The sequence below is a fragment of the Parahoeflea alexandrii genome (assembly GCF_027214025.1).
GTDB classification, from domain to species: domain Bacteria; phylum Pseudomonadota; class Alphaproteobacteria; order Rhizobiales; family Rhizobiaceae; genus Hoeflea; species Hoeflea alexandrii_A.
This window is the reverse complement of sequence record NZ_JAPWHB010000004.1, coordinates 56531-80998: the sequence shown is the minus strand read 5'-3', so window position 1 is coordinate 80998 and position 24468 is coordinate 56531. Positions and strand designations below refer to the sequence as shown.

Genomic DNA, 24468 nt, shown 5'->3' with positions numbered 1-24468 from the left:
GGTGGGATTTGATGTCTGAGGCTTTAGCGATCTAGATCCAGCGCTGCATTCACTGCCCCGTGCGGCAGCGCCGGGACGAAGTTTCCGTCGCGGCCGGTCATGCCTTCGTTGGCGATCATCGAATTGAGGATGGCTTCCTCGGTGGCCTGCACCACCGCCTCGAAGAACGGGTCGATGTCTTCGTCGGGTACGAAGCGCACCGTGCGGATCGCGCCGGCGCCGAGGTCGGAGGCGGCGGTCGAAAAGGCCAGGAAAAGATCGCCGGATCCGTGCGTGGCCATGCCGCCGGTCCTGCCGATGCCGAAGCTGGCGCGGCGGGCGAGCCGCTTCAACTGATGCGGCAGGAAGGGTGCGTCGGTGGCGATGACGGCGATGATCGACGAGAGGTCGGTGTCCTTGGTGTTGGTTGTCATCTGCGGCAGGTCCGGATCGGCACCGATATTCTTGCCCAGCACGGTGAGGTGCCGGCGGGTGCCGAAATTGGCCTGAACGAAGACGCCGACGGTAAACTCCTCTCCGTCATAATCGAGCAGCCGCGACGAAGTCCCCGAGCCGGCCTTGAAACCGAAGCATTTCATCCCCGTGCCGCCGCCGACGCTACCTTCCTCGATGGCGCCGCCGTGCGCCGTGTCGATGGCCTCGATCACGTGCCGGGCCTCGACATGGAAGCCGTTGATGTCGTTGAGAAACCCGTCATAGGTCTCGGCGGCGACCGGCAGCGCGAAATCGTCGTGGTAGCGTTCGGCGAGATACTCGACGGCCCACTTGATGGTCGCGTCGCGGGCAATGCCGCAGGAATGGGTGTTGGTGATGGTGACCGGCAGCGCCATCTTGCCGGTTTCCTCGATGTAATGGGTGCCGCTCAATTCGCCATTGCCGTTGAGGCTGAAAAAGCCGGCGAACAGCGGCTCGTGGATCTGTTCGAGCGGGCGCGGCACGATCGCGGTCACGCCGGTGCGGACCGGACCGACACCCTGCCTGAGCGCCCCGTCGCCTTCTATGATCGTGGAATAGCCGACGGTGACGCCGGCCACATCGGTGATGGCGTTGAACGGTCCGCAGACGCCCTCGAACGGCAGCCCCAGGCCCCTGCCACGCAGCTTGCCCGACGGTGTGGTTGTCCATTCCGGTTTCATTGCGCGGATCTCCGTTGGCGGTGCAGGCGAGTGCCGTGAAACAGGTGGCATGGAACCGGGCCGGTGCACAAGCCGGAGAGAGCTTTCGCAAGGCGCATGGGTCCCGTCCCGCTCGCAGCCGCGACCGCGACCGCGACCGCCCAGGGGGGGCGGCCGCGATTTGGAAAATGTCTATTGGAAACATATTCTTAATGCAGTTTCCCTAGAATTGCCCCCTGAAAAAAGGAGTGGTTTCATGGTCAGCGTCATCCGCAGATGGATTGTCGATCAGCTGATGCTCGGGGAATTCGCCAGCTACCGTGACGTCTGTCGCAAGTCGGTCTGGGTGGCGCTCAAGGTGTCCCTGGTGGCCTATGGCCTCAATCTTTGCTGCCATTTCCTGCTCTACGGCTTCGGCCTGTTGCCATACGAACTCGGCTCGGCGCTGATCATTGCCACGGCGCTGACGCCGCCGATCACGTTTGTCGTCTCGATTGCCACCTATGTCGCGGTCGGATTTGCCATCCATGATCTGGGTGTTTCGCGGTCGGAGTTCGAGAAGCTCAGCCGCACCGACATGCTTTCGGGGCTTGCCAACCGGCGCGCCTTTCTCGAGCAGTTCGACCGCTGCGACCGGGACAAGGCGATGCTGGTGATCGATCTGGACCGGTTCAAAACGGTTAATGACACCTATGGGCACATGGCTGGCGACGACGTGATCGTCAAGGTCGCCCAGATGCTCGCAAAGGTGTTTTCGGAACGGTGCATGTGCGCCCGGATCGGCGGCGAGGAGTTCGCCGTGTTCTGCTGGGACATGCCGTTTGCGGAGTTCGCCGCGCTTGGCGAGATCGCGCGCCTGAGGATTGCCAGCATGCGGATCGAGGCGGGCGAGGGCGGATTTTCCGTCACGGTCTCGGGCGGACTGGCCCGGGCATTGCCCGAAGAGCAGTTCGGAGAGGTCTTCTCCAGGGCGGACAAGGCGCTTTATGCCGCCAAGTCCGGCGGCCGCAACAGGATCGTGCTCTGCCACGAAACAAGCGACGACGGCTGCAGGAAGAGCGAACAGCGTCGCAAGGTTGCCTGATCCATCTTCGGCTGGATACGGACGGGCAGGACTTTCCCAAATCCGAATGTGTCGAATTCCGCTGCGGCTAGCCGGACGCGGGTGGGGCTCCCGATCCGATTCTGATCTTGTCTGGTGAATTTTGGTGGCAAGGGTCGCGGCCTCTGAACCCTCGATGGCAACGGTCCTCGGCCCACTCGCCCCCGCGCTCCTTGGGCGCCGCCTAGCCTTTGGTGTGCAGTTGACGGCTTATGGAAGCATGGCGCGTCCTTATGCGGAGCGCGGGACCTCGGCATGGTGGACAGGGGCTCCATCCTGATCCATGATCCTTCGCCGCGCTTCCTGCGGGTTCATCGGCCTTCCGAACAGATACCCCTGGATCAGATCCGGCTCGAGCTTGCCGAGCACGTCCATCTCGGCTTCCGTCTCGACACCTTCGAGAACGCAGCGCAGGTCGAGCTTTCGGCACAGGCCGATGACACCGGCAACGATTTCCTTCGATGTGACGCTGTGGGACACCTTGCGGACAAAGCTTCTGTCGATCTTGACCTTGTCGAGCGGCAACTGGTCGATATACTCGAAACTCGAATAGCCCGATCCGAAGTCATCGAGCGCGATCTTGCAGCCGCTGGCCCGCAATTGCTCGAGAAGGGTCCGTGATTTTTCAAGATCGGACATGACCGCCGTTTCAGTGATCTCGAATTCCAGGCGGCTGGGCGCAATGCCGGAGTCCATGATCTGCCCCATCAGCGACAGCATGAAGGCGTGGTTCGAAATGTCCTGCGCGGACAGATTGAAGGAAAGGCTGATATCCCTGGGCCATCCGGCCAGTTCGGCGAGGCCTTTCCTGAACAGGATGTCGGTCACCGTGCGGATGTGACCGGAGCGTTCCGCCGCACGAATGAACAGGTCGGGGCGTACCAGGCCCAGCTTCGGGTTCTGCCAGCGCGCCAGGGCCTCGAAGCCGACGACGCGTTTTTGCTTGGGCGAATATTGCGGCTGAAACAGCAGGAACAATTCTTTCTCGAGATCGCCTTCGCGGAGTTCGCGCTCGATTTCGATCGCCAGTTTCATCTCCACGTCCTCGGCCGTGTCAAACAGGACGCAGTGGCCGCGGCTTTGCGTCTTGGCCTTGTAGAGAGCGTAATCGGCTTTCTCATAGAGCTGCGCGCCAGAAGCACCCATGCTGGGAAAGTGTGAAAAGCCGGCCGAGGCGCCAATCTTGAGATGCATCAGGTCAACCGGGTAAGGGCGGCTGATCGCTTCGATGGTGCAGTTGCCGAGAAAGCCGATCTTCTCCTCACTTAGATGCCCGGGCAGGATCGCGATGAATTCATCGCCGCCGATCCGGCCAAAAGTTGCGCCGTCGAAATCCAGTTCGGTGGCCCGGGTGACGACCGCGCGAAGCAGGGTGTCGCCAACCATGTGGCCATAGACATCGTTGATGGCCTTGAAGCCGTCGAGATCGAAAATTCCCATCCAGAAGGGTCTGCGCTGCTGCACCAGATAGTCGATCTTCTCAAAGACGGCGCGCCGGTTGGGGATGCCGGTCAGCGTATCGGTGTCAGCCAGTTGCCGCGCCTTGGAGGCCAGTTCGTCGGCAAGCAGGCGTGCATCGATCTGCTGCAGGATGGCCTTGCGCAGCAGCGAAGCCATGCTGAAGGAGGCGAACGCGGTGGCGACGCCAATGGAGACATACTGCATGAACAGTTGGTCTGAAAGGCCGGACGCGAACCAGAAGAGCGTTGCCAGGGATACGATCACGCTGAACAGCGTGCCTCTCAGCGTCACGCCGGTGGTCGAGAAAATGACGGCCATCAGGGCGAAGTAGACGAGCTTGGCCTGCTCGAAATGGATCATGAAGTAACTCAGCACATTCATGTACATCAGCATGTTCATTGCCAAACTGGCCAACTCCAGCCGGAGCAGAGAAATCGACTTTCCGGCAAGGGCATGTTGCCTGAGCATGTAGTAGCTGAACGCGGTGAGGGTGCTGATCGATCCCAGTATCGCCAGGGACTGACCGGATTCATCCTGCCAATGGCTCCAGGTAACGTAGATGTAATAGGCACACCCGATCATAAGCACCGAGCGAATGATGGGAGCGTAGGCATCGGCCATGGCCCGTCGCCGCAACGGATCATTCGAGTGTTTAAAAGTCTTCATTATATTCTCTATGCGCATCGTTTGATATATCCCGAACCAGTATTGCCAAGCCGTGCGGAATTTCATGTTAAATGCCAAGTATTATCGGTCCATATTAAATACATGTTTAACGGGTTTTTATTTCGTCGCACCCATGCGCCCGGTGTTCCGATTTTTCTTTCGTATTCCTGCCGTCGTCCTTTAAATATGGCGTTAATTATTAAATAATTATTATAAATTTGACTTGCATTGGCGGCGAGGCCTTGCGGCCGAACCTTGCCGGCATCCGCGTGTCTGTTCCTTCAGGATCGGGCAGCTGGCCATTGACGGAAAGTCTGCGTCCACAGGATCAGGCGGACGAAGTGTACTGCTTGAACGGTCTGCGTCCGGCTGCAGGCGGGATTGCCCGGGCTTTTACTTCATTTGCACGGATTTGCGGCACAGGATTGCCACGATTGCGTGGCCTCGATACCGGATTGACCATCCGCGGTCGCGGACGGCTTGGCGCAATCTTCATTGCGTATTTTGAGGGGTAGTGCGCCGGATTTTGCGCCGGTTTTGCGCTGCAGATTTGAACGAGAAGCGTCCGGGCAGGCCGTGCGGGATCCGTCGGGCTCCGGAGACGCTTCGGTATGAGGGGAATGACATGACCGCTGACACATCGAAAAAGCACGTGGCCGTCCTTATGGGCGGGTTTTCCTCGGAGCGACCGGTCAGCCTGGCTTCGGGCGCTCCTTGCGCCGATGCGCTGGAGCGGGCGGGTTACCGTGTCAGTCGCGTCGATGTAGGGCAGGACATAGCCGCGGTTCTTGCCGAATTGAAGCCGGATGTCTGCTTCAACGCGCTGCATGGGCCGTATGGCGAGGATGGCACGATCCAGGGCGTGCTCGAATATCTGGGCATTCCCTACACCCATTCCGGCGTCACCGCGTCAGCGCTGGCCATGGACAAGCGGCTGTCGAAGATCGTCGCCAAGGCGGTGGGCATCCCGGTGGCCGAATCCAAGGTGATGAACCGGCACGAGTTCACCTCGGCGCACCCGATGCAGCCGCCCTACGTGGTCAAGCCGGTCAACGAGGGGTCGAGCTTCGGCGTCGTTATCGTCAGCGAGGGACAGTCGCATCCGCCGCAGCTGATCACCTCGAATGAGTGGAAATATGGCGACACCGTCATGGTCGAGCGCTACGTCCCTGGCCGGGAGCTGACCTGCACGATCATGGGCGACGTGGCGCTGGCGGTGACCGAGATAGTGCCGCAAGGACACAGCTTCTACGATTATGACTCTAAATACGTCGCCGGCGGCTCCAAACACGTTTGTCCGGCGGAAATTTCACCAATTGTTTACCAAAAAATACGTAGGTTGGCGTTGAAGGCGCATCAAGCGATCGGCTGTCGCGGCGTGAGCAGGTCGGATTTCCGTTATGATGACCGTTTCTCCGAAGATGGAGAGGTCATATGGCTCGAAATCAACACCCAGCCCGGCATGACACCGACATCCTTGGCGCCGGAAATGGCCCTGCAGGCGGGCCATTCGTTTGAAGAATTTGTCAGCTGGATGGTGGAGGACGCTTCGTGTCGTCGATAACGGGAAATAACGGCAGAGCCGCTCAAGCGGCCAGCGCACCGGGACGTGATACGTTCTCCGGGGCGTTTGTCCTGCCGCGTTTCCTGCGCCGTCCGGTCCGTTATGCCGCCGCACTCGCCACCGGCCGGGTTGGCATTCGCCCGCATGCCGGTTCCGTTGCGGCCGTCGCCTTCTTTGCCGCCACGGGCCTTTACGGCATGGCGCTTGGCGGTCACACCCATGCGGTGACGCAGGCAGTGACCACGGGCGCAGGCTTTGCGCTTGAGGACGTGCATGTCAGCGGCAATGTCGAAACATCCGATATCGATATCCTGCAGCAGCTCGGGCTTGACGGATCGACCTCCGTCGTGGCGATCGACGCGCATGCGGCCCGCCAGAAGCTGATCGAACTGCCCTGGGTTACCGATGCCCAGGTCCAGAAGATCTATCCGCGCGGGCTTTCCGTGCGGCTGACCGAACGCGAGCCGGTGGGTATCTGGCAGCACGGCGACATGCTGTCGCTGATCGATGCGCGCGGCAATGTGATCGCGCCGCTCACTGGCGCCCGCCATGCCGAGCTTCCGCTCTATGTCGGCCTGGGCGCCGACCGCCATGCCGACGAGCTCGAGGCACGACTGCTGTTCCATCCCGAGCTGCGCGCCCGGGTGAAGGCCGCGATCCGCATCGCCGACCGGCGCTGGGACCTGCGGCTCGACAATGGCGTGACGCTGAGCCTGCCTGCCGACAATGTCGGCGCGGCGCTGAAGCGCTTTGCCGAGTTCGACGCCGGGCGCGACGTGCTCTCGCGCGACATCACCGCTGTTGACCTGCGGCTCGAAGACCGGGTGACGCTGCGGTTGAGCGAGGCTTCGCACGAGCGCCGCAAGCAGGCGCTGGAAGCCCGCGCCAAGCTGATCAAGGCGGGGCAGAAATCGTGAATCTGTTTCGCCCTTCTTCCATGCTGCCCCGGCTCAAGCCGCTTTCATCGAAGCGCGTCAGCATCGTCACGGTGCTGGACATCGGCTCGTCGAAGGTGGTCTGCATGATCGGCCGGCTGACGCCTGTCGAGGGCGCCGAAGTGCTGTCGGGCCGTACCCACAGCATCGAGATCCTCGGCATCGGCCATCAGAAGTCGCGCGGGCTGAAGGCCGGCGTGATCTCCGACATGGATGCGGTCGAAAGCTCGGTTCGGCTTGCCGTCGATGCCGCCGAGCGGATGGCCGGCGTCACGGTCGAGAGCCTGATCGTCAATGTTACCGCCGGGCGGCTGAAGAGCGAGACGCACTCGGCGTCGGTCAATCTTGGCGGCCACGAGATCGCCTCGGGCGATCTCGCCAAGGTGGTCAATGCCGCAACCCGGCAGAGCCAGCACCACGAGCGCGCCATCCTGCATTCGCTGCCGTCGAGCTACACGCTTGACGGCGAGCGCGGCATCCGCGATCCGGCCGGCATGTATGGCGACCTCTTGGGCGTCGACATGCATGTGCTGACGGCCGACCGGGCGCCGCTCAAGAACCTCGAGCTGTCGATCAACCGGGCACACCTGACCGTCGAGGCGATGGTGGCGACACCTTATGCTTCCGGGCTTGCAGCGCTGGTTTCCGACGAGGCCGAGATGGGCTGCGCGGCGATCGACATGGGCGGCGGCACCACCACGATCTCGGTGTTTTCCGAAGGCAAGCTGGTCTACGCCGACGCGATTGCGCTGGGCGGCCAGCATGTGACCATGGATCTCGCCCGCGGCCTGTCGACCCGGCTTGACGACGCCGAGCGCATCAAGGTGGTGCACGGTTCGGCGCTGCCGCAGGCGGGCGAGGACCGTGACGTGATCTCGATCCCTCCGTTCGGCGAGGACGAGCGCGATCTGCCGACCCACGTGCCGCGCGGGCTTGTCTCGCGCATCGTGCGCGCAAGGGTCGAGGAGACACTGGAAATGCTGCGCGACCGAATCCAGCAATCGGGCTACGGCTCGCTTGTCGGCAAGCGCGTGGTGCTGACCGGCGGCGCCAGCCAGATGACCGGGCTGGCCGAATCAGCCCGGCGGATTCTCGCACGCAATGTCCGCATCGGACGGCCGCTCGGGGTTTCCGGGCTTCCGGCTTCGGCGAAGGGACCGACATTTTCGACAGCGGTGGGCCTGATGATCTATCCCCAGGTCGCCCATCTTGAATCACACGGCGCGGGCGAGGGCGGCTTTGCCGCCATGGCCGGCGCAGGCGGCCGCCTGTCCCGCATGGGACAGTGGCTCAAAGAGAGTTTTTGAATTCACAGAATTGGCCGACGCGGCGGTGCGGGCCATGCCAAAGGAAGGAACGGGTGCCATGACCATCAATTTGCAGAAGCCGGACATCACCGAGCTGAAGCCCCGCATCACCGTGTTCGGGGTCGGCGGCGGCGGCGGTAACGCCGTCAACAACATGATCAATGCAGGACTGCAGGGCGTTGATTTCGTCGTCGCCAACACCGACGCCCAGGCGCTGACGATGTCGAAAGCCGACCGTCTGGTCCAGCTCGGGGTTGCCGTCACCGAGGGGCTCGGCGCGGGTTCGCAGCCGGAAGTCGGCCGCGCCGCAGCGGAAGAATGCATCGACGAGATCATCGATCACCTGAACGGCACCCACATGTGCTTCGTCACCGCCGGCATGGGCGGCGGCACCGGCACCGGGGCTGCGCCCGTCGTTGCCCAGGCCGCCCGCAACAAGGGCATCCTGACCGTCGGCGTGGTCACCAAGCCGTTCCACTTCGAAGGCCAGCGCCGCATGCGGTTGGCCGAATCGGGTATCGAGGAATTGCAGAAATGCGTCGATACGCTGATCGTCATCCCGAACCAGAACCTGTTCCGCATCGCCAATGACAAGACCACCTTTGCCGACGCCTTCGCGATGGCCGACCAGGTGCTCTACTCGGGCGTTGCCTGCATCACCGACCTGATGGTCAAGGAAGGCCTGATCAACCTCGACTTCGCCGACGTGCGTTCGGTGATGCGCGAGATGGGCCGCGCCATGATGGGGACCGGCGAAGCTTCGGGCGAGGGCCGCGCGATGGCTGCCGCTGAAGCCGCAATCGCCAATCCGCTGCTCGACGAGACCACGATGAAGGGTGCGCAGGGCCTGCTGATCTCGATCACCGGCGGTCGCGACATGACCCTGTTCGAAGTCGACGAGGCTGCTACCCGCATCCGCGAGGAAGTCGATGCCGATGCCAACATCATCCTGGGCGCAACCTTCGACGAGGCGCTCGAAGGCCTGATCCGGGTTTCGGTTGTTGCTACCGGCATTGACCGGGTCGAGGGCGCGGAACAGCGTCCGATCATCACGGCATCGCGCCCCGCGGCCCGTCCGGTGGCAAGCGTCCAGCCGCAGGCGGCCGCCCGTCCGGCAGCGGCTGCAGCCCAGCCCGCGGCTCAGGCGTCCGCCGATCCGGTGGCCGACACCATCCTGTCGGCGGAAGCCGATCTGGAGCGCGAACTGGATATTGCCAGTGAAATCGAGCTTGCAGCGCAGACCCAGGCGGCAAAGCCCGCGCCTGTCGCCCAGCCCGGCTTCCAGCCGCAGAACCGGATCTTTGCCGGCGCCGCCGAATCGGCCGCACAGCATCCAGTGGCAGCACCGCAGCCGGCCATGAGCGCACCGCAGCGTCCTGCCGCACCCGTTGCCCCGCAGGCACCGATGCAGGTCGCACCGGAGATGCAGATGGAGCCGCATGCGACCCGGATGCCGCGCGTCGAGGACTTCCCCCCGGTGGTGAAAGCCGAGATGGAACACCGCGCTGCGCCGCAGGGCCATGCCGACGAACGCGGTCCGATGGGTCTGCTCAAGCGGATTTCGAGCACGCTCGGCCGCCGCGAAGAGGAAGAGCCGGCACCGACCGCCGCCCAGGCTCCGCAGGCTCGCCGGCCGCTGTCGCCGGAGGCCAGCGTCTACGCGCCGCGCCGCGGGCAGCTCGACGACCAGGGCCGGATGACGCCGCAGATGCGTTCCGCCCAGGAAGATGAGCAGCTGGAAATTCCGGCATTCCTTCGCCGCCAGGCCAAGTGAGGCGGTAACCGGTTGTTACACAGCATCGACATGGCGGCCATCCGGCCGCCATGTCCATTTTTAACCCTTTGTTTAGCGTGAGGTTTTGAATTCTTCTCAGTGTTACGGCTTCGTAACAGATGGAAAAAAAGCGTGATTTGGAAACTCGGGTCCATCGCCGTATCTTGCACCCCAACAACAAGGGGTTGGGGTAGTCGTCCGCACTGGGGAAGCGCGGGATTGCTCCTGACGATTGGGGACGTCACGGTCTTTGCGGACCGTGCCAGATATTGCGGGAAACGGCGAACCTTATGAGTAGTGATGTAGTAGGACTGCAGACCACAATTTCGAGGTCGATCTCGCTCTCTGGCATCGGGGTCCATTCCGGTGAAAACGTTTCGATCTCCTTCCATCCCGCAGACCCCGACAACGGCATTGTCTTCAACCGCCAGCTTCCTTCCGGCGACGTCGTCAGCGTTCGCGCGGTGTCCTCGCAGGTCGGCTCCACCGATTTGTGCACGCTTCTGGGCAAGGCTCCCGACCGTTCGATCGCCACTGTCGAGCACCTGATGGCCGCTCTCTATGCGCTCGGCGTCGACAATATCAGCATTGATCTGGATGGCGGCGAAGTGCCGATCATGGACGGCAGCGCCGCCGTGTTCATCGACGCGCTCGACACTGCCGGTCTGGTCAATCATTCGGTCAAGCGCCGCTACATCCGCGTGATCAAGCCGGTGCGCATCGAAATGGGCGGATCCTGGGCGGAGTTCAGCCAGCACAACGGCACCCGCTTCGAGATCGACATCGATTTCGAAACGCCGCTGATCGGCCGCCAGTCATGGAAGGGCGAAGTCACCGCCGACACGTTCCGCCGCGAACTCGCCCGCGCCCGCACTTTCGGTTTCATGCGCGATGTCGAGCGGCTCTGGGCCTCGGGCCATGCGCTGGGCTCTTCGCTCGAAAATTCCGTGGTGATCGGCGATGACGACAAGGTCATCAATGTCGAAGGCCTGCGTTACCGCGACGAGTTCGTCCGCCACAAGACCCTTGATGCGGTGGGTGATCTGGCGCTGGCCGGCGCGCAGTTCATCGGCTGCTACCGCAGCTATCGCGGCGGCCACAAGCTCAATGCCTTGGCATTGCGGGCGCTTCTGGCCGATCAGTCGGCCTACGAGGTGGTGGAAGCCCCGGCGCGGCGCGACACCGTTCGCCACGGTGAACTGGTGGCGGTCAATGCCGCGGTGTTCGCTCCCTGGGCGCTTTAACGGCTCGAACACGTTTTCCTGTCACCATCAGGCTCTAAACTCGTGATATTGAAGCGGATCGCTGCCACAAAATTGCGGCAAAGCGTCTTCATGACGTTGCGAAGTTCGGGCTTTTCCGGATAGAAACGCTGGTCTGGTTCTGCGGTCTGTTTGTTTCCGCGGCTGTTGAGAGGTTTGCAGGATGGTTACTTCGGTCAAGGGTGGGCGCGGGCGTGCGTTTCGAGTTGCGCTCATTGTCGCCGGGCTGGCTGGCGTGTCGTCTGTTGTCAGCGGCTGCCAATCCGATCCCGACATCGACATTACCAACTATGCTCAGACCGTCGAGCCGGCCGATGTGCTCTACAACCAGGGACTGGCGAACCTGCAGGCCGGTCAGCTGGCCGAAGCGGGTCGCAAGTTCGACGCCGTCGACAAGCAGCATCCCTATTCCGAGTTTGCTCGCAAGGCGATGGTGATGAGCGCGTTCACCAATTACCGGCAAGGCCAATACTCCGAGGCGATCAACACTGCGTCACGTTATCTCAGCCTGTACCCGAACGATGATGATGCGGCCTACGCGCAATACATCGTCGGCCTTTCCTATTACCGACAGATTCCCGAGGTCACACGGGACCAGCGCACCTCGGCGCGCGCCATAGCGGCCTTTACCGAAGTCATCGAGCGCTATCCCGATTCGGAATATGTCGAGGACAGCCAGGCCAAGCTGCGCTACGCGCGCGACCAGCTGGCCGGCAAGGAAATGCAGGTCGGGCGCTACTATCAGGAGCGCAAGGAATATGTGGCCGCGGCCAACCGGTATCGCCTGGTGGTCGAGCAGTATCCCAACACCCGCCAGGTCGAGGAGGCGCTGGCGCGTCTGGTCGAGACCTATTACGCGATGGGACTGGAAAGCGAAGCACAGACGGCAGCGGCCGTGCTCGGGCACAACTATCCCGACAGCCAGTGGTATGCGGATTCCTACAAGCTCCTGAAGACCCGCGGCCTTGAGCCGCGCGAGAACAAGGGTTCCTGGATTTCGCGCGCCGGGGCCGCTCTCGTCGGCTCCTGAAACGGACGGCGATGCTTGTCCAGCTGTCGATCCGCGATATCGTTCTGATCGAGAAGCTTGATCTCGAGTTCGACGCAGGCCTGTCGGTGCTAACCGGCGAGACCGGCGCCGGAAAATCCATCCTTCTCGACTCACTATCGCTGGCGCTTGGCGGCCGTGGCGACGGCAGCCTCGTGCGCCACGGCGCCGACAGGGGGCAGGTCACCGCTGTCTTTGACGTTGGCGCCGATCATCCGGCACGAAGACTGCTGCGTTCCAACGACATCGACGATGACGGCGACCTGGTGTTCCGCCGGGTGCAATCGAGCGACGGCCGCACGCGGGTGTTCATCAATGACCAGCCGGCCAGTGTCGCGCTGATGCGCGAGGCGGGTTCGCTGCTGGTTGAAATCCACGGCCAGCACGACGACCGGGCGCTGATCGACACCGATGCGCACCGGGCACTGCTTGACGTGTTTGGCGACCTGGCCGAGCGGACGGCCGATGTCGGGCGCCTGCACGAGGGCTGGCGCGAGGCGGAGCGGGCGTTGAAGGCGCACCGGGCGAAGGTAGAGGAAGCCCGGCGGGAGGCCGACTGGCTGCGCTCGTCAGTGGATGAGCTGGAAAAGCTGCACCCGGTCGAAGGCGAGGAAGAAGAACTCGCCGTCCGCCGCTCGATGATGATGAAATCCGAAAAGATGGCGAGCGACATCAACGAGGCCAACGAGGTTCTCAACGGACAGGGCTCGCCGATGCCGGTGATCAGCGGGCTGGTGCGGCGTCTCGAACGCAAGGCGCAGGAAGCGCCGGAACTGCTCAACGACACGGTCGCCGCGCTCGACGCGGCGCTCAACGCGCTGGCGGACGCGCAGACGGCGGTGGAGACCGCGCTCCGGATGGCGGATTTCAATCCGCGCGAACTGGAAGAAACCGAGGAGCGGTTGTTTGCGCTTCGTGGCGCCGCGCGCAAGTACAACGTGCCGGTCGAGGCCTTGCCGGAACTGGCTGCACGGATGGTCGCCGACCTGTCCGATCTCGATGCGGGCGAGGAACGGCTCGCGGCGATGGAAGCACGGGTCCGCGAGGCGAAAGCCGCCTTCCTGCATTCGGCGGAGCAACTGTCCGAGCGGCGGCACAAGACCGGGGCGGCGCTGGCCGCCGCGGTGATGGCCGAACTGCCGGCGCTGAAACTCGAACGGGCGGAATTTCTCGTCGAGATTGCCAGCGACATCGCCCATGCCGGCCCGTCGGGCATCGACAGCGTCGCCTTTCACGTGCGCACCAACCCCGGATCGCGGCCGGGGCCGATCATGAAGGTGGCTTCGGGCGGGGAGCTGTCGCGCTTCCTGCTGGCGCTCAAGGTGGCGCTGGCCGATCGCGGTTCGGCGCCGACGCTGGTGTTCGACGAGATCGACACCGGGGTGGGCGGGGCCGTGGCCGACGCGATCGGCAAGCGGCTGAAACGGCTGGCGGCCGGCGTCCAGGTGCTCTCGGTCACCCACGCACCGCAGGTGGCGGCGCGGGCGGCGACGCATCTCTTGATCGCCAAGGGCCCGTCGGAGGCGGGCTCGACCACCGTGTCGACGCGGGTCTCGACCATGGGTGCCGACGCACGGCGCGAGGAAATCGCCCGGATGCTGGCAGGCGAGCACGTCACAGCGGAAGCACGGGCGGCGGCGGCGCGATTGCTCGAGGGCAATGTCTAATTAATCCGGATCCGGCCCGTGTCTACCAGTAGAACGACCGGGGCGCGGCGGCGTTGCTGATGCGGGTCATCAGGTTGACGACGCCGGCTGCGGCCTTGCGGGCATCGATAGCAAAACTGCGCCCGGCGTCGTCCCTGGGGTCGAGCCTTCCGCCGGCTCTTTCGGCCATGCTGTCGATCTGCTGCGCGGTGCTTGCGAAGCTCTCCATTGTTTCGAGATCTGCCGCGTTGGCGGTCGGGCCGGCGGTGAGCGGTTCGTCGTCAATGTCGAGATAGGCCTGTTGCGCCAGCGACAGGCCGGTGGTTTCGGGCTGCCTGATCCCGGCGAGGGCCTCAAACGCCGCGGAAAAATCCTCCGCCGCCGCCCGTAGTTCCCTGGCGAACTGGGCCGACTGGCCAGCCAGCGCGCGCGGTTCCAGGTCGAACAACATCAGCTTGCTCATCTGCTCGCGCAGCTGCTTCAGCCGTTCCTCCGCAAACGCCTTGCGGCTGTGGGCGGCGGATTCGGTGAGATTGCCCAGCCGGCTCAGTGCATCTGACGGGGCGTCGCCAGTTGAGTGGCTTGCAGGGGCAGTGCGTTCTGTGAGGGGGGCTTTCGTGATGGCGTTGGTGGCTCCGACGATCATTCGTCCGTACTTCCTGATTGCCCTTCCAAGACGGTCGTTTTCCGGCGCAGCCTAGCAGGCAATCCTTAACCACCGATTGATTGCGAGGCGCGATGCGGCAAGCGGCTTTTCATTCGCGCCAGTTGCGCTAAAACAATCCCGATTCCGGAGTGCTGAGATGATCAACGAGACCAAGCCCGTCGAGGCGCTGAGCGAGGCAGAAGCAAAAGCCGAGCTTGAACGGCTGCTGGCCGAGATCGCCCGCCACGACGAGGCCTATCACCGCCAGGACGCGCCGATCATCGCGGATGCCGCCTATGATGCGCTGAAGCGGCGCAACCTTGCCATCGAGGAGCGTTTTCCGCATCTCAAGCTGGCCGAATCGCCCTCCGAAAAGATCGGCGCTCCGGTAGCCGAGGGCTTCGGCAAGATCACCCACCGGGTGCCGATGCTGTCGCTCGACAATGCATTCTCCGACGAGGACGTGCGCGATTTCGTGCATTCGATCTACCGGTTTCTCGGGCAGCTGCCGGACAATTCCATCGCGCTGACAGCGGAGCCGAAGATCGACGGGCTGTCGATGTCGATCCGCTACGAGGACGGCAAGCTGGTTTCCGCCGCCACCCGCGGCGACGGCACCACGGGGGAAAACGTCACCGCCAATGTGAGGACCATCTCCGAGATCCCCAACACGCTGCCCGAAGGCGCGCCTGCCGTCGTTGAGGTTCGCGGCGAAGTCTACATGGCGAAAGAGGATTTCCTGGCGCTCAACGCCCGGATGGCGGCCGAGGGAAAGCCGACCTATGTCAATCCGCGCAACACCGCCGCCGGCTCGCTTCGCCAGCTCGACGCCTCGGTGACCGCCAGCCGCAAGCTCAAGTTCTTCGCCTATGCCTGGGGCGAGATGTCGGAGATGCCGGCCGACAGCCAGCACGGCATGATCGAGGTTTTCAAGATCTGGGGCTTCCCGGTCAACCCGCTGACCAGGCGGTTCGGCAGCGTCGAGGCGCTGATCGACCACTACAACGAGATCGGGCTCGCCCGCGCCGATCTGCCCTATGACATCGACGGCGTCGTCTACAAGGTCGACCGGCTCGACCTGCAGGAACGGCTGGGGTTCCGCTCGCGCAGCCCGCGCTGGGCGATTGCGCACAAGTTTCCGGCCGAGAAGGCCTCGACCCGGCTGACCGCAATCGACATCCAGGTCGGCCGCACCGGGGCGCTGACCCCCGTGGCGCGGCTCGAGCCGATCACGGTGGGCGGCGTGGTGGTGACCAATGCGACGCTGCACAATGCCGAGGAGATCGAGCGGCTGGGCGTGCGGATCGGCGACATGGTGCAGATCCAGCGCGCCGGCGACGTCATTCCGCAAGTTCTCGGCGTGATCTCCTCGCCGGAGGACGCCGTTCAATTCGAATTCCCGAAGATCTGCCCGTGCGATCTGAAAACGCCGGTGATCCGCGAGGAGACCGCGGGCGGCGTCGAAGGTGTCATCCGCCGCTGTTCGGGCGAGTTCGCCTGTCCGTTCCAGCGCAAGGAGCATCTCAAGCACTTCGTCTCGCGCAAGGCGTTCGACATCGATGGCCTGGGCGAGAAGCAGATCGAGTTCTTCTACGACGACGGCCTGCTGCCGATCCGCCAGCCCGCCGACATCTTCACGCTGAAGGCGCGCGACGAGGCCAACGGGCTGCAGCGGCTGAAGAACCGCGAAGGCTATGGCGAGACTTCGGCGCAGAAGCTGTTCGACGCGATCGACGCGGCGCGCACCGTGGCGCTCGACCGGCTGATCTTCTCGCTCGGCATCCGCCATGTCGGCGAGCAGACCGCCAAGACGCTGGCGCGCGCCTATGGCACCTGGGCCTCCGTGCACGAGGCGGCGCTGGCGATCGCAGCGGGCGACAAGGCGGCGATCGACGAGATGGACGCGCTCGACGATATCGGGCCCGCGGTGGTGGAGGCCGTCGGCCGGTTCTTCGGCGAGAAGCACAATATCGAGATGGTCGACAGGCTGACGGAGCAACTGACCATCCTGGAGGCCGAGAAGCCGGCGCAGGATTCGCCCGTGGCCGGCCTCACCGTCGTCTTCACCGGATCGCTCGAGAAGATGACCCGCGACGAGGCCAAGGCGATGGCCGAACGGCTGGGCGCCAAGGTGGCGGGCTCGGTGTCGAAAAAGACCGACATCCTGGTTGCCGGCCCCGGCGCCGGCTCGAAGCTTGCCAAGGCGCAGGAGCTTGGCGTGCGCACCATGGACGAGGACGGCTGGTTCGAACTGGTGGGGTAGGGTGCGGCAGACTGACGCTACAATTCAGCCAGCTAATATAGCAATTCGCCTAGAGGTTTATCGTCTTTTCTTAACTATCCGTGCTCAAGGTGCAAGAAACGGCAGACCCGAAAGCCTCAAGCGGAAGTTATGCGATGAAACTGATCAGGGACCCGGTTGTCCAGGAGACCGATACATGGAAACAGGCCCTCGAGGTTGCTGGCCTGGGTGTGTGGGACTGGGATCTGAGAACGAAGATCACTGTCTATTCCGAGTCCTGGTGCCGGATGCTCGGGTACCAGCGCAGCGAACTTCCGCAGAACGAGGATCTCTTTCTTCTGCTGGTCCATCCCGATGATCGTGAGCGGGCCATCGAAAGCGGTGACCGGCACCTGGCCGGAATGTGCGACAGCATCGAAACCGAGTTGCGCCTGCAGCACAGGGACGGCAGCTGGGTCTGGGTTCTGGACAGGGGTGCTGTTGTCGAGCGGGATGAGAACGGGCTTCCCTTACGGGTGATGGGCGTTCAGACCGACATCACCCAGCAGAAGGAGGCCGAGCGGGACGCGAGCCTGATGAACGAGCGATTCCAGCTCGCACTGGCGGCCTCCGGGACCGGTATCTGGCATTTCGATGTCGGGAGAAAGCTCAGCTTCTGGGATGCAAAGACCTGCGAAATATTCGGACTGGCTTCGTGTTCGCTGGAGCTCGACAGCGAAACCTGGCACGGCTTCCTGCACCCTGACGACCGGCTGGAAACCGAGCGCCGGCATCTGGCGGCCATCGAGAGTGATGATGTGGCCAAGCTGTTCTACCGGATCATCAGGAAGGATGGAGAAGTCCGTCATGTCGAGACGCTGGCAAAATCCGTCCGCAGCCAGGGATCGGCCGGATACCTGGTCGGAACCATCAGGGACGCAACTGACGAGATCAGGGCGGGCCGGGCTCTTCATGCCGAAAAGGAACGTTACGAGATCACGCTGGGCGCGATCAGCGATTCGGTCATCAGCACCGATGTCGCCGGCCTGATCAATTTCGCCAACCCGTCCGCTTCCGAGATGCTGTCGCTGGAGCAGGGCCAGCTGATCGGGCACAACATCTTCTCCCTGTTCAGAAACGACGAATTTGTCCGAAGCGTCGAACTCGACAATTCCGATGGGTTTCAAGGCGGGGCGACGCTGGAAATCCACTCCGAACTGTATCGCTGCAAGAGCCGCCCGATCCTGTCTCCCACGGGAGACAGCTGGGGAACCGTGTACACGTTCCAGAACATATCGGAGGAAACACGCCGGCAGCAGCAACTGGCCTATGCGGCGCACCATGATGCGCTCTCCGGACTCTATAACCGGATCGCATTCGACGAGGCTCTCGAAAAGGCGATCAAGACCGCGGCGGAGGTTGCGTTTGCAGTGCTTTATCTCGACCTCGACCACTTCAAGGCGCTCAATGATTTTGCCGGACATGCCGCGGGGGACGATGCGCTGAAGGCGATTGCGTCGAATGTCTCGAAGCTCCTGCCGCAGGACGCGATTTTCGCGCGCCTGGGCGGAGACGAGTTCGCCATCCTGATCACGGATCCCGACGTTGATGCGGTGCAGAAAATTGCCGCCGACAGCATCGAAGCAATTCAAGCCATCGAGCTCAATCATTCCGTCGGTGGCCACCGGCTCGGATGCAGCATCGGCATCGCGATCGTCAATGACCCGTCGATCAGCGCATCCGATGCTCTGGCGCAGGCCGACGACGCCTGCTATGCGGCAAAGTCGTCGGGGCGAAACCGGTTCTCGTTCTTCACCAAGCATGAGTCCGCAATGACTACGGGGCTTTCTGCCGCGAGGGAGGTCGCGGAGCTGACCGAGGCGCTTGAGGAGAGCAGGGTGATCCTGTACGGCCAGGAGATCCGATCGATCAATCCTGCCGAGCAGCAATGCTCACGGTTGGAGATACTGGCCAGGCTGAGGACGCGCGACGGCCGGATACTGGGTCCGCACACCTTCATTCCCGCTGCCGAACGTTTCGGAATGGCCACGGTGCTTGACCGCTGGATCATACGCAAGGCGATTGTCGAGCATGGCCATCTGCTCAAGGCGATGGACCTGAAACTCGGGTTCAATCTGTCGGCACAGACCCTGTGCGACCCCAGTCTGTGGTCGTTCGTTCATGGCGTCGCGAAGGACAACGGGACGCCGCTGTCGCACATCGCATTCGAGATCACCGAGACCGCCGCAGTAACCTGTTTTGATACCGCAAACGGGTTTGTCCGCCGCGCGCGCAAGCATGGCTGCACGGTGTCGTTGGACGATTTCGGCTCGGGCCTGAGTTCGTTTGGCTACCTGAAACGGTTCCCGATCAACTGCATCAAGATCGATGGCGCATTCGTCGAGAGGATCGTCGAAAGCGAGATCGACAGGGCCATCGTCGCAGCCGTCGTTGCGCTGGCGGGGAATCTCGGCTTCGATGTGGTCGCGGAGAAGATCGAGAACGCGGAAATCCTTGAGCAGTTGCGCGAACTGGGTGTGACGCATGGCCAGGGATACCATCTGCATCGCCCCGAACCGCTGGATGCTCTGATCGCGCGACGGCTTTCGTGGTCGGAGCGGCGGGAGCCGCGTTCCCGGATCGCCTGAAGGCGCGGTCGCGGTACGAGGCGTCGCGCTGCGTCAGGATTGCGTTGCCCAATCACCCTTTCGGGTGATTGCCATTGGCGCTTTCCGCCTGCTTAGTCATCCAGGGACCAATAGCAAACACCGGCAGACATACGGGGCTGGCGAGGGCGTTTCCACCCGGAAAACGCCGGGCGGAGCCGTGCATGCCGATGGCCGGAACAGACCATGGGGATGGACATGAAACCGAAACTGAAAACCGTGAGCCTGGTAAGTCTTCTCGTGCTTGTTTCTGCCTGCCAGACGCCGCCACCGGCAGCACAGGCCGGAGGTGCTGCCAGCAGTTCCGCCAGTGCAACTGCGGCTGTGAGCGGATCGGCGGCGTCGACCGCGACCGCCTTTGCAGCCACGCCCGCCAGTCCGGCAGTGTGTTCGACCGTGCTCGCGGGCGGCCCGCCGCCGAAGCCGGAAAAGGGTGCCGACTTCATGAAGAACGCGGTCGGCAAGAACCTCGCCCGCAATGTCGGGCGCAATGTTCTGGGCAACATGATCGGCGGAGGCATGATCGGGGCGACGGTTGCAAGCCAGGTGGTCCGCACCGAGCAGGATCTTGGCGGCAAGTGGATGGTGACGGACGGGACGTCCAATTGCGGTTGCGAGGTTCAGGTCCGCACCGGGGCGGGCGTCATCGCCCAGGGCTTCGGCCGGACCAGCGGCTACAAGCTCAAGGACGCCAAGGGCGGCAACATGAAGAACCTTTCCTGCTCCAACCCGTATCTGGCAAATGTCGGCCGGTTCGCGCTCGGATACAGCTTCACCGGATATGACGCCACCCTGGCTATCGAGAGCCCGGACGGGCGGCCAGTGGCGGAAATGAAGCGCGACGGCATCAACTACTTCTCCGGCCGCCTGGCCGACGGAACGCCGGTCGTCATGTGGCGGCGCGGCGGCTAGTACGAACCGGACGTGCATCTCCCGGCGCGATGGATGGTCGTGTCGGGAGAACTCAAAACCGGGGCCTGACGGATCAGGTGCCGCCGGCGGTATTTTATGCCAGCGCCGCCCTCAACACAACGAACAGCACGCCCGACAGCACGGCCGCCGCCGGCACGGTGATGACCCAGGCGGCGATGATCTGCAGGAAGTGGGAGCGGCGGACCAGCTTGCGGCGGCGCTGCTCTGCAAGGCGGCCATTGTTGGCTTCGTCGCCGTCCGTGTTGATCTTGTGGCGGGCGACGTAGTCCGCGCGGCGGCTCGATTTCTCGGTGTACCATTCGCGGAAAAAGCCGACGCCGAAGACAGCGCCCACGGCGATGTGGGTGGAGCTGACCGGCAGGCCGAGCCAGGAGGCGACGATCACCGTGATCGCCGCCGACAGCGCCACGCAATAGGCGCGCATCGGGTTGAGCTTGGTGATCTGGTTGCCGACCATGCGGATCAGCTTCGGCCCGAACAGCAACAGTCCGAGCGAGATGCCGACGGCGCCGACCGCCATCACCCAGAGCGGGATGACCACCTTGGGCGCGACCTCGCCGAGTTCGGCGGTGTGGACGATCGCCGCCAGCGGGCCGACCGCGTTGGCCACGTCATTGGCGCCGTGGGCAAACGACAGAAGGGCCGCGGAGAAGATCAGCGGCAGGCCGAAGAGTTTTCTCAGTGACTGGTTGCGGTTTTCAAGCCCGCGGGCCTGGCGGGCGATGACCGGCCTGGCGATGACCCAGCCGACGATCGCGGCGCCCAGCCCGATCAGTAGGGCGGTGCTCATCGGGATCTTGATCAGCGCCTTGACGCCCTTGAGCGACAGATAGGTGGCGAAAGCACCGATCATGATGGCGATCAGCACCGGCACCCAGCGCCGCGCCGCGGCAATCTTGTCTTCCTGGTAGATGATGAAGGTTTTGATGAAGGCGAGGAAGGCGGCGGCGATCAGTCCGCCCAGGAACGGCGAGATCACCCAGCTGGCGGCAATTCCGCCCATGGTCGGCCAGTTGACGGCGTCGACGCCTGCGGCTGCAATGCCCGCGCCCATGACGCCGCCGACAATCGAGTGGGTGGTGGAGACGGGTGCTCCGAGCCATGTGGCGAGATGGATCCACATCGCCGCCGAGACCAGGGCCGCCATCATTGCCGAGATGAAGATGTTCGGGTCGGAAACCGCGACCGGGTCGATGATGCCCTTGGAAATGGTCGCGACCACGTCGCCGCCGGCAATCAGCGCGCCTGCGCTTTCGAAGATCGCCGCAATGGCCAGCGCCACGCCCATGGTCATCGCCTGGGAGCCGACGGCCGGGCCGACATTGTTGGCCACGTCATTGGCGCCGATGTTGAGCGCCATATAGGCGCCGATCATGGCGGCGGCGATGATCACCACCGCGCCGGGCTGTCCGGTGACGAAGACGGCGGCGATGATGGCGCAGAGAAAGATGAAGATGATCGCCAGACCCGGCGTGACAAAGCCGCGATTGATGAGGCCGGTTGCCTCCTCCATCGTCGCCAGCTTGTCGAGATCCTTGTCGAGTGTGGGCTTGCGGTAGGTTTCAGCCATGTGAGGTGATGCTTCCCGTGTTCCGGTCCGGTCCGGCGGCAGCCGACTGTGACAGTTTTGTGACTGCAGTCGATGAAGGTCCGGGCCGGCAACGTCAAGCCGAGGCCCGGTCGTTTCAACGGGTTTTCGTGCATTTTGCGGCTTTATGCGCCGCGAGGGTACTGTTTCAGCCTTGTGGGGCCGATTTGTGGCTGCATGCGCCGTGCCTCTTGACGGCGAACTCGAATCGTAACATATGAAGTTACATGAAACACGACAGCCGCCTTTCCTCCGTCCTGCATGCGCTTTTGCACATGGCCGAGCACGACGGGCCGATGACGTCCGAGGTTCTGGGCCAGTGCCTGGGCACCAATCCGGTGGTGGTTCGCCGCACCATGGGGCTGCTGCGCGAGGCCGGGCTGGTGACGTCCGATCGCGGCCATGCCGGCGGCTGGCGGATTTCCGCCGATCTTTCGACCGTGACCTTGCGGCAGCTGCATGAAGCGCTTGGCGAGCCGGCGGTCTTCGCGCTCGGCAATCGCAATGAAAGACCTCAATGCCTGGTCGAGCAATCGGTGAACGCCGCGCTCGACGGGGCGTTTGCCGAAGCCGAAGCACTGCTGCTTGAACGGTTCTCGGAGATAACGCTTGCCACCCTGGCCGACGATTTTGCGCGGCGGCACAGGGAATGGCGGGCCCAAAAAGGATAGGTACCATGCATGATGTGATTATTGTCGGGGGCAGCTACGCCGGAATGGCCGCAGCCCTTCAACTCCTGCGTGCCCGCAGGGATGTTAAGGTGATCGACGCCGGCGAGCGGCGCAACCGCTTTGCGGACTTCTCGCATGGCTTTCTCGGCCAGGACGGCGTTGCCGCCGCAGAAATAGCCGCAAACGCGAAGCGGCAGCTCGAGGCCTATCCGACCCTCTCCTGGGTCGACGGCCGGGCGGTCACAGTGAGCGGCAAGAAGGATGGTTTCACCGTCGCCACGGCAGACGGACGGGTTCATCACGGCCGCCGCCTGCTGTTTGCAACCGGGCTCGAGGACCAGTTGCCGCCGGTCGCGGGACTTGCCGAGCGCTGGGGCAGGGCGGTGTTTCACTGCCCCTACTGCCACGGCTACGAGCTTGACCAGGGCAAGATCGGCGTGATCGCTGCGGGTCCGATGTCCTCCCACCAGGCGGAGATCGTCTCGGACTGGGGGCCGGTGACGTTCCTGACCAATGGCGCGGTGGACCTCGATGCCCCTACGCGGCAGGCGCTGGAGAACCGCAACATCAGCGTCGAATCCACACCGATCGACCGTATCGACGGTGTGGCGGATGTCGTGCTGAAAGATGGCAGGAAACTCGGTTTTGCCGGCCTGTTCACGGCGCCCTTTTGCGTTCCTTCGAGCAATCTTGCGGAGGAGACCGGCTGCGCCATGGAAGAAACCATGATGGGCATCCAGATCCGCACCGATGCGGCGAAGCAGACCTCTATTGCCGGGATTTCGGCCTGCGGCGACGTCGCCCGGGTCCCGCATTCGGTAACGCTGGCGGTGGCGGACGGGGCGTGGGCCGGCGCGCAGATCCACCGGTCGCTGCTCTGGCCGGATGCGTAAGCATCGCCTGCGGGACGGGAGCGGCGGGCCGGTGGCTTGCCATGCCCGGTCAAAGCGCCGATAAGCCCACTGCAAATGCCCCCGCAGTGCCCGCGGAGACCGCCCGCCGGAACGGAGTTGTGAGCCGATGAGCAGACTGTTCGAAGAACTCGACTACCGCCCGACGCCGATCGGGGCGCTGGTGCTCAGGCGGCGGCGCGAGGTGCGGCTCGGGGTCGATGTTCTCGAAATCAAGCTCGGCGAAGAGCACCTGATGTCGGACCTGTTCACGGCCTCGGAGATCGCGCTTGCCGAACTCGGCCTGGCTGCGTGTGAAGGCGAGGGGCTGGATGTGGTGGTCGGCGGTCTCGGCCTTGGCTACACCGCAAGGGCGGCTCTCGACGAGCCGCGCACCGGCTCGCTGGTCGTCGTCGAATATCTGGAAGCCGTGATCGACTGGCACCGGACCGGCCTGCTGCCGCTCGGACCCGAGCTCGTCGCCGATCCGCGCTGCCGGCTGGTGGAGGGCGATTTCTTTGCAATGGCCCGCGGGCGCGACGGGTTCGATCCCGAGGCGCCCGCCCGCCTGTTCGACGCGATCCTGCTCGATATCGACCATTCGCCCGATGCGCTGCTCGATCAGCGCAGCGAGAGTTTCTACCAGCCCGAGGGTCTGACCAGGCTCGCCGCCCATCTCAAGCCCGGCGGAATCTTTGCCCTGTGGTCGGATGAGAAGACGGATGACACCTTCACCGAAAGGCTCTCAGGCGTGTTCAGCGAAGCCTGGGCTGAGCCGGTGACGTTTCACAACCCGCTGCAGGACAAGCCGTTCACCCAGACGGTGTATCTGGCACGCAAAGCCCGGGTTTGAGGGCCTTGTGCTCCTTCAGGTGCTTGCCGGGTCCTGCCTCGCCGATCACTGGTTCTCCGACAGCTTGGCGCGGCAAAGGTTAACATCTGACTGCAAACTGTTTTGGTCTCCGCTTAAATG

The 24468-nt window shown here is 63.5% G+C and carries 18 protein-coding genes; 14 read left to right on the top strand and 4 right to left on the bottom strand.

Going from position 1 to position 24468, the window contains the following annotated elements; genetic code table 11:
- Positions 1–23: 23 nt before the first annotated feature.
- Positions 24–1136 carry a P1 family peptidase gene (locus O4H62_RS13950; RefSeq protein WP_269388721.1) on the bottom strand — a complete coding sequence of 371 codons (1113 nt, stop codon included), beginning with the start codon at positions 1134–1136 and terminating at the stop codon, positions 24–26.
- Positions 1137–1371: 235 nt separating this feature from the next.
- Between O4H62_RS13950 and O4H62_RS13945 the strand changes: the two genes are divergently transcribed.
- Complete coding sequence (locus O4H62_RS13945; protein WP_269388720.1) at positions 1372–2199, top strand: GGDEF domain-containing protein; 828 nt, start codon at positions 1372–1374, stop codon at positions 2197–2199.
- Between the two features lie 249 nt (positions 2200–2448).
- Here O4H62_RS13945 and O4H62_RS13940 read toward each other — a convergent pair whose 3' ends face one another.
- Positions 2449–4299, bottom strand: a complete 1851-nt coding sequence (locus O4H62_RS13940) for a putative bifunctional diguanylate cyclase/phosphodiesterase (protein WP_269388719.1) — start codon at positions 4297–4299, stop codon at positions 2449–2451.
- 670 nt (positions 4300–4969) lie between these two features.
- Between O4H62_RS13940 and O4H62_RS13935 the strand changes: the two genes are divergently transcribed.
- From O4H62_RS13935 to recN, 7 genes are all read left to right on the top strand, one after another.
- On the top strand, positions 4970–5908 hold the full coding sequence (locus O4H62_RS13935) for a D-alanine--D-alanine ligase (protein WP_269388718.1): 939 nt from the start codon (positions 4970–4972) through the stop codon (positions 5906–5908).
- Entirely contained in the window at positions 5896–6825 is a 930-nt protein-coding gene (locus O4H62_RS13930) for a cell division protein FtsQ/DivIB (RefSeq protein WP_269388717.1), read from the top strand. The genes O4H62_RS13935 and O4H62_RS13930 overlap by 13 nt, the downstream gene beginning before the upstream one ends.
- Positions 6822–8150: a cell division protein FtsA gene (gene ftsA, locus O4H62_RS13925; protein WP_269388715.1), complete on the top strand. Its 1329-nt coding sequence runs from the start codon at positions 6822–6824 to the stop codon at positions 8148–8150. Before O4H62_RS13930 ends, ftsA begins: the two co-directional genes overlap by 4 nt.
- A 58-nt stretch (positions 8151–8208) precedes the next feature.
- Entirely contained in the window at positions 8209–9924 is a 1716-nt protein-coding gene (gene ftsZ, locus O4H62_RS13920; protein WP_269388713.1) for a cell division protein FtsZ, read from the top strand.
- A 290-nt stretch (positions 9925–10214) separates the two neighbouring features.
- A complete protein-coding gene (lpxC, locus tag O4H62_RS13915) occupies positions 10215–11168 on the top strand; it encodes a UDP-3-O-acyl-N-acetylglucosamine deacetylase (protein ID WP_269388711.1) in 954 nt (317 codons plus the stop codon).
- A 181-nt stretch (positions 11169–11349) separates the two neighbouring features.
- Entirely contained in the window at positions 11350–12216 is an 867-nt protein-coding gene (locus tag O4H62_RS13910; RefSeq protein ID WP_269388710.1) for an outer membrane protein assembly factor BamD, read from the top strand.
- Positions 12217–12227: 11 nt separating this feature from the next.
- Entirely contained in the window at positions 12228–13901 is a 1674-nt protein-coding gene (gene recN / locus O4H62_RS13905; protein ID WP_269388709.1) for a DNA repair protein RecN, read from the top strand.
- A 22-nt stretch (positions 13902–13923) separates the two neighbouring features.
- Here recN and O4H62_RS13900 read toward each other — a convergent pair whose 3' ends face one another.
- Positions 13924–14526, bottom strand: a complete 603-nt coding sequence (locus O4H62_RS13900) for a hypothetical protein (RefSeq protein ID WP_269388708.1) — start codon at positions 14524–14526, stop codon at positions 13924–13926.
- Between the two features lie 157 nt (positions 14527–14683).
- Between O4H62_RS13900 and ligA the strand changes: the two genes are divergently transcribed.
- The 3 genes from ligA to O4H62_RS13885 all read left to right on the top strand — a co-directional run bounded on the left by ligA (position 14684) and on the right by O4H62_RS13885 (position 20325).
- The gene (gene ligA / locus O4H62_RS13895; RefSeq protein WP_269388707.1) at positions 14684–16789 is read left to right on the top strand and encodes an NAD-dependent DNA ligase LigA; all 2106 of its coding nucleotides are present in this window, start codon (positions 14684–14686) and stop codon (positions 16787–16789) included.
- 134 nt (positions 16790–16923) lie between these two features.
- Positions 16924–19395, top strand: a complete 2472-nt coding sequence (locus tag O4H62_RS13890) for an EAL domain-containing protein (RefSeq protein ID WP_269388705.1) — start codon at positions 16924–16926, stop codon at positions 19393–19395.
- A gap of 216 nt (positions 19396–19611) precedes the next feature.
- On the top strand, positions 19612–20325 hold the full coding sequence (locus O4H62_RS13885; RefSeq protein ID WP_269388703.1) for a hypothetical protein: 714 nt from the start codon (positions 19612–19614) through the stop codon (positions 20323–20325).
- Positions 20326–20419: 94 nt separating this feature from the next.
- On the opposite strand, the gene O4H62_RS13880 is transcribed toward O4H62_RS13885, so the two are convergent.
- Entirely contained in the window at positions 20420–21916 is a 1497-nt protein-coding gene (locus O4H62_RS13880) for an inorganic phosphate transporter (RefSeq protein WP_269388702.1), read from the bottom strand.
- A gap of 245 nt (positions 21917–22161) precedes the next feature.
- Here O4H62_RS13880 and O4H62_RS13875 point away from each other — a divergent pair, with 245 nt between their 5' ends.
- The 3 genes from O4H62_RS13875 (at position 22162) to O4H62_RS13865 (ending at position 24348) form a co-directional block, all read left to right on the top strand.
- On the top strand, positions 22162–22605 hold the full coding sequence (locus O4H62_RS13875; RefSeq protein ID WP_269388701.1) for an Rrf2 family transcriptional regulator: 444 nt from the start codon (positions 22162–22164) through the stop codon (positions 22603–22605).
- Between the two features lie 5 nt (positions 22606–22610).
- Positions 22611–23498, top strand: coding sequence for an NAD(P)/FAD-dependent oxidoreductase (locus O4H62_RS13870; protein ID WP_269388700.1), 888 nt, complete (start codon positions 22611–22613; stop codon positions 23496–23498).
- A 127-nt stretch (positions 23499–23625) separates the two neighbouring features.
- Positions 23626–24348 carry a spermidine synthase gene (locus tag O4H62_RS13865; protein ID WP_269388698.1) on the top strand — a complete coding sequence of 241 codons (723 nt, stop codon included), beginning with the start codon at positions 23626–23628 and terminating at the stop codon, positions 24346–24348.
- Positions 24349–24468 lie beyond the last annotated feature (120 nt).

Excerpts from the sequence above, each read along its gene's own strand:
- O4H62_RS13890 (WP_269388705.1), top strand. The coding sequence starts at position 16,924 with ATGAAACTGATCAGGGACCCGGTTGTCCAGGAGACCGATACATGGAAA.
- O4H62_RS13865 (WP_269388698.1), top strand. The coding sequence starts at position 23,626 with ATGAGCAGACTGTTCGAAGAACTCGACTACCGCCCGACGCCGATCGGG.
- ligA (WP_269388707.1), top strand. The coding sequence starts at position 14,684 with ATGATCAACGAGACCAAGCCCGTCGAGGCGCTGAGCGAGGCAGAAGCA.
- O4H62_RS13910 (WP_269388710.1), top strand. The coding sequence starts at position 11,350 with ATGGTTACTTCGGTCAAGGGTGGGCGCGGGCGTGCGTTTCGAGTTGCG.
- O4H62_RS13945 (WP_269388720.1), top strand. The coding sequence starts at position 1,372 with ATGGTCAGCGTCATCCGCAGATGGATTGTCGATCAGCTGATGCTCGGG.
- O4H62_RS13935 (WP_269388718.1), top strand. The coding sequence starts at position 4,970 with ATGACCGCTGACACATCGAAAAAGCACGTGGCCGTCCTTATGGGCGGG.
- ftsZ (WP_269388713.1), top strand. The coding sequence starts at position 8,209 with ATGACCATCAATTTGCAGAAGCCGGACATCACCGAGCTGAAGCCCCGC.
- O4H62_RS13940 (WP_269388719.1), bottom strand. The coding sequence starts at position 4,299 with ATGGCCGATGCCTACGCTCCCATCATTCGCTCGGTGCTTATGATCGGG.
- O4H62_RS13880 (WP_269388702.1), bottom strand. The coding sequence starts at position 21,916 with ATGGCTGAAACCTACCGCAAGCCCACACTCGACAAGGATCTCGACAAG.
- O4H62_RS13950 (WP_269388721.1), bottom strand. The coding sequence starts at position 1,136 with ATGAAACCGGAATGGACAACCACACCGTCGGGCAAGCTGCGTGGCAGG.
- O4H62_RS13875 (WP_269388701.1), top strand. The coding sequence starts at position 22,162 with ATGAAACACGACAGCCGCCTTTCCTCCGTCCTGCATGCGCTTTTGCAC.
- O4H62_RS13870 (WP_269388700.1), top strand. The coding sequence starts at position 22,611 with ATGCATGATGTGATTATTGTCGGGGGCAGCTACGCCGGAATGGCCGCA.
- O4H62_RS13885 (WP_269388703.1), top strand. The coding sequence starts at position 19,612 with ATGAAACCGAAACTGAAAACCGTGAGCCTGGTAAGTCTTCTCGTGCTT.
- lpxC (WP_269388711.1), top strand. The coding sequence starts at position 10,215 with ATGAGTAGTGATGTAGTAGGACTGCAGACCACAATTTCGAGGTCGATC.
- O4H62_RS13900 (WP_269388708.1), bottom strand. The coding sequence starts at position 14,526 with ATGATCGTCGGAGCCACCAACGCCATCACGAAAGCCCCCCTCACAGAA.
- recN (WP_269388709.1), top strand. The coding sequence starts at position 12,228 with ATGCTTGTCCAGCTGTCGATCCGCGATATCGTTCTGATCGAGAAGCTT.